The sequence below is a fragment of the Gordonia sp. AC31 genome, assembly GCF_031844505.1.
GTDB classification, from domain to species: Bacteria; Actinomycetota; Actinomycetes; order Mycobacteriales; family Mycobacteriaceae; genus Gordonia; species Gordonia hongkongensis.
This window is the reverse complement of the sequence record NZ_JAUZVK010000054.1, coordinates 1-4,581: the sequence shown is the minus strand read 5'-3', so window position 1 is coordinate 4,581 and position 4,581 is coordinate 1. Positions and strand designations below refer to the sequence as shown.

Annotated in this window: 5 protein-coding genes; 3 read left to right on the top strand and 2 right to left on the bottom strand. The window is 68.8% G+C overall.

Going from position 1 to position 4,581, the window contains the following annotated elements; genetic code table 11:
* Nucleotides 1–224: 224 nt before the first annotated feature.
* Nucleotides 225–1,193 (bottom strand): cation diffusion facilitator family transporter, encoded by a 969-nt coding sequence (locus Q9R39_RS24320; protein WP_058250913.1) that lies wholly within the window; start codon nucleotides 1,191–1,193, stop codon nucleotides 225–227.
* Between the two features lie 81 nt (nucleotides 1,194–1,274).
* Between Q9R39_RS24320 and Q9R39_RS24315 the strand changes: the two genes are divergently transcribed.
* The 3 genes from Q9R39_RS24315 to Q9R39_RS24305 all read left to right on the top strand — a co-directional run bounded on the left by Q9R39_RS24315 (nucleotide 1,275) and on the right by Q9R39_RS24305 (nucleotide 3,975).
* Nucleotides 1,275–1,700, top strand: a complete 426-nt coding sequence (locus Q9R39_RS24315; RefSeq protein ID WP_247450908.1) for an ankyrin repeat domain-containing protein — start codon at nucleotides 1,275–1,277, stop codon at nucleotides 1,698–1,700.
* Between the two features lie 65 nt (nucleotides 1,701–1,765).
* Nucleotides 1,766–3,025 (top strand): serine--tRNA ligase, encoded by a 1,260-nt coding sequence (serS, locus tag Q9R39_RS24310; protein WP_068972421.1) that lies wholly within the window; start codon nucleotides 1,766–1,768, stop codon nucleotides 3,023–3,025.
* A gap of 14 nt (nucleotides 3,026–3,039) precedes the next feature.
* On the top strand, nucleotides 3,040–3,975 hold the full coding sequence (locus Q9R39_RS24305; RefSeq protein ID WP_078111887.1) for a hypothetical protein: 936 nt from the start codon (nucleotides 3,040–3,042) through the stop codon (nucleotides 3,973–3,975).
* A 76-nt stretch (nucleotides 3,976–4,051) separates the two neighbouring features.
* Here Q9R39_RS24305 and Q9R39_RS24300 read toward each other — a convergent pair.
* The coding region (locus tag Q9R39_RS24300; RefSeq protein ID WP_311278415.1) for a TetR family transcriptional regulator at nucleotides 4,052–4,581 on the bottom strand (530 nt) is incomplete at its 5' end.

Sequence of the window (4,581 nt, the reverse complement as noted above, 5' to 3'; positions counted from 1 at the left end):
TATCGACCCACGGCGCCTACCCCGACCCGCCTACAACCGGCGCACCATGCGACTCGACGACGCTCTCGTATAGCTGCCGGCCCCGCGCAGACCAGACCCTCCGGCGTCGACCCCGGCGCCACAAGACCTTTGACAACTCCACAGTGTGAAACGGAATCACCAGGGATCTCGTAGCGAAGGCACGACCCGATCCGTGCGCTTGCGCTACGAGACCCCCGGTGAGATCAGGGTGCGTCGGGCACAAGGTCCGCGTCGCCGGGGGCGGAGAGGGTGAGTACCGCCTCCGTGATTCGCGGGTCGCGCTCCAGCTCGTTCTCGAGTTGCCGGAGAGCGGTGGCCACCGAGGACTCGGCGTCGTCACCCGTGAAATCGACGGCGGCGACGAGGAACAGCTGAACGGGCCCGGTGTACTCGACGTGCAGGTAGGTGACGCGCTCGATGTTGTTGTGCGCGAGCAGGTCCCGGAGGACGCGCTGCTGGACGGCGTCGTCGACCGCCTGCCCGAGCAGGAATCGCCTGTTCTGGTTGATCAGGACGATGGCGACGACTCCGAGGAGCACGCCCACCAGGATCGACCCGATCGCGTCGTAGGTGGCCGACCCGGTGATCTGGTGCAGGAGCACTCCGACGAAGGCGATGGCCAGACCGATGAGCGCGGCCGCGTCCTCGGCGAAGACGGCACGCAGAGTCGGGTCGGAGGTGCGGAAGACCTGTCGCAGCAGACCGATCCGACGCTTGACCGCGCCGCGCTTTGCCTGTTGATACGACCGCACGAACGAAATGCCCTCGAGTACCGCGGCGATCGCCAGGACCGCATAGGCGATGCCGTAATCCGTCGCCGGCTCCGGTGACAGCAGTTCGGTGATGCCGTGCTGCACCGACACCGCGGCTCCGACCGCGAACAACCCGAAGGCCGCGAACATCGACCAGATGTATGCCTCGCGTCCGTAGCCCTGTGGATGACGGGCATCCCGGGGCCGATGCGCACGTCGCTCCGCGATCAGCAGCAGGATCTCGTTCCCGGTGTCGGCCCACGAGTGGGCCGCTTCGGCGACGAGCGACGCGGAGCCGGTGATCATCGCGGCGCCGGTCTTGGCGACGGCGATCAAGAGGTTCGACACGAACGCGATGACGACCGTCAGGAAACTCTCGCCGGGTCCGCCGGATTCGTGCTGCGCGTCGGGAGGAGTCACTGCGCCGAGTCTCCCACACGATGCGGTGCCCGCGGCCTCACCCAGATCGAGGGAGTGTCGGCCACGCCTACACTCGCGGGAGTGGCAGCCAATTCCGACGATCCACTCGAGGCCGGGCCCGGCATCGACGCCCCGGGCCCTGAGGTCGTCGAACTGGCCACCCGACTCTTCGACATGGCGCGGTCCGGTGCCACCGACACGCTCGCCGGTTACCTCGACGCCGGCGTCCCGGCCGATCTGCGCAACCAGTCCGGTGACTCGCTCCTCATGCTCGCGGCCTACCACGGCCACGCGTCGACGGTGTCGGCCCTCCTCGACCGCGGCGCCGACACCGACCTCGCCAACGACAAAGGGCAGACGCCGTTGGCGGGCGCGGTGTTCAAGGGTTTCGACGACGTGGTGCGGGCGCTCGTCGACGCCGGGGCGGACCCGCACGTGGGAACTCCGGCCGCGGATGCCGCGGCAGCGATGTTCGGCCGTGAGGACCTGCGTCGTCTGTGGAGCTGAGACCTCCCCGGGGACCCGACGGCGTGATCGGGTTCGCATCGCGCTCTCAAGTAGGGTTTGAAGTCGTGATCGACCTGAAGACTGTTCGCGACAACCCCGACCTCGTCCGCACCTCACAGCGCTCCCGCGGTGAGGACCCGGGCCTGGTGGACGCGCTGCTCGCCGCCGACGCCGAGCGCCGGGCGGCCATCGTCGAGGCGGACGCGTTGCGATCCGAGCAGAAAGCTCTCGGCAAGCAGGTCGGCAAGGCTCAGGGCGACGACAAGCAGGCGCTGCTGGCCAAGGGCAAAGAGCTCGCCGAGCAGGTCAAAGCTGCGGTGGCGCGCCAGTCCGAGGCCGATGCGGCCGCGGCGAAGGCCCATCGGGCCATCTCCAACATCGTCGCCGATGGGGCGCCCGCCGGCGGTGAGGACGACTACGTGGTCCTCGAGCACGTCGGCGAGCCCCGCGACATCGAGAACCCGAAGGACCACCTCGAACTCGGTGAGTCGCTCGGACTGCTCGACATGGAGCGCGGCGCCAAGGTGTCGGGGTCGAGGTTCTACTTCCTTACCGGCCAGGGTGCGCAACTCCAGCTCGCACTGCTGAACATGGCCGCGGCGAAGGCCACCGCGAACGGGTTCACCCTGATGATCCCGCCGGTGCTCGTCCGGCCGGAGGTCATGGAGGGAACCGGGTTCCTCGGCGCCCATGCCGACGAGGTCTATCACCTCGACAAGGACGACGACCTGTACCTGGTCGGCACGTCGGAGGTGCCGCTCGCGGGGTACCACATGGACGAGATCCTCGACCTGTCCGACGGTCCCAAGCGGTACGCCGGCTGGTCGACCTGTTTCCGACGCGAGGCCGGCAGCTACGGCAAGGACACCCGCGGCATCATCCGCGTCCACCAGTTCGACAAGGTCGAGGGCTTCGTCTACTGCCGGCCCGAGGACGCCGAGGCCGAGCACCAGCGCCTGCTGGGCTGGGAGAAGGACATGCTCGCCGCCATCGACGTGCCGTACCGCGTGATCGATGTCGCCGGCGGCGACCTCGGCTCGTCTGCCTCGCGGAAGTACGACTGCGAGGCCTGGGTGCCGACGCAGGGCACCTATCGCGAGCTGACCTCGACGTCGAACTGCACCACGTTCCAGGCACGACGCCTCTCGATCCGCTACCGCGACGAGAACGGCAAACCGCAGACTGCCGCGACGCTCAACGGAACGCTGGCGACCACCCGCTGGCTGGTCGCGATCCTCGAGAACCACCAGCAACCCGACGGTTCGGTCCGGCTGCCCGCCGAGCTCGCCAAGTTCGTGGGCACCGACGTGCTCACGCCGCGTTGAGCTGAGCTCCTGTCATGACCGCCGGCATCGTGATCGCGGTGATCGGTTCGCTGGCGTTCGCCGCGGCAGCGGTGCTGCAGGCGCTGGGCGCCGAGCAGGTTGCGCAGCGAGCGGCGATCCGTGAGGAGCGCCGTCGGTCGGCCGCCGCGCATCCGTCGTTGCGCTCCACGGCGGCCACCATGCTCACGGTGCCGTTCCTCGTCGGATTCGTCTTCGACATCATCGGTTTCGTCGCGACCATCGCGTCGGCACGGCTGATCCCGCTCTTCTTGTCGCAGACGATCATCTCCGCGCGGCTCGTGGCCACCGCGTTGCTGGCGATGGTGGTCCTGAAAGTTAGTCTGACGCTGCGGGATTGGATCTCCGGGGCGGTGATCGTGCTGTCGTTGGTGCTGCTCGCGCTCTCGGCGGGCCGCGAAGGTGTGGAGCACGATGCGTGGATGCACTGGGCGGTACTCGTTGCCGGACCGGCGCTGATCGCGCTGGGCGTGATCGTGATGCGCCGCTTGCGTAAGCACATCGCGGCGGTGACCGGGCTCATCGCCGGGGCCGTCTTCGGTGTGATGGCGGTGGCCTCTCGCATCCTGGACGGTCTCGACCCACTCGATCTGTCGGTGTTGTTCACCGACCCCGCGCTGTATGCGTTGCTGCTCAGCGGGATCGGCGGTTTCTACCTGTTCACGGTGGCGCTGCAGACCGGCTCGGTCAACGGTGCGGCCGCCGCCTTGGTCGTCGGGCAGACGGTCCTGCCCGGGGCGGTCGGCATCGCGTTCCTCGGCGACGTCACACGTGCCGGATGGGGTCCGGTCGCGATCGTGGCCTTCCTCGGCGCAGTTCTCGGCGGCGTCGTACTGGCGTCGTCGGGTGCCGTCACCGCGGTCGAGACGGCCGACGCGACGAATGCGCCTCGCGGGTACGGCCATCCGCCGCGCGAGGTCGAACGGCGATAGGCCGCAAGGCCCACCGTTCGCGTTGCGATTCGAGCCGCCTTCCGGGACGAATCGCATTGAGATTCTATTGGATTCCTCACACGATCGCGGCCAGCAGCCGATCCAGCGCGCGGTGGGCGCGTTCGCGTGCGGTGTCGTCGTCGGGATGCCGGGCGAGCCAGAGGGCGGCTTCGTTCATCGCACCCGACAACAGCATCGTCATCACGTCGACCAACTCGCCGTCGACGCCGACCGCCACGAGGGCCTCGCGCAGATGGGTCGCCGACCCGGCCTCGTCGAGTCGGCGCCACTCGTCCCAGCCGACCACCGCAGGTCCGTCGATCAGCAGGATGCGCACGGCCGCTCCGCTGGTGATCGCGTCCACGAACGCGTGCGACCCGGCACTCAACTGACCGGCCGGGTCGGTGCCGGCGGCTTCGGCCGCCGCGACGACCGCATCGGCGACCTGCTGATGGCAGGCCGCGGCGACCGCCGCGAACAGCGCGCCTTTGTTGCGGAAGTGGTGATAGACGGCGCCGCGGGTGACGCCCGCGGCTTCGGCGACGTCGTCGAGGGACACCTCGGAGAATCCACGATCAGCGAACTGGCGGGTGGCGGCGGCTAGGA

Bases quoted from the DNA above. Each gene is read 5' to 3' on its own strand.
- Q9R39_RS24305 (WP_078111887.1), top strand. From the start codon at position 3,040: ATGACCGCCGGCATCGTGATCGCGGTGATCGGTTCGCTGGCGTTCGCC.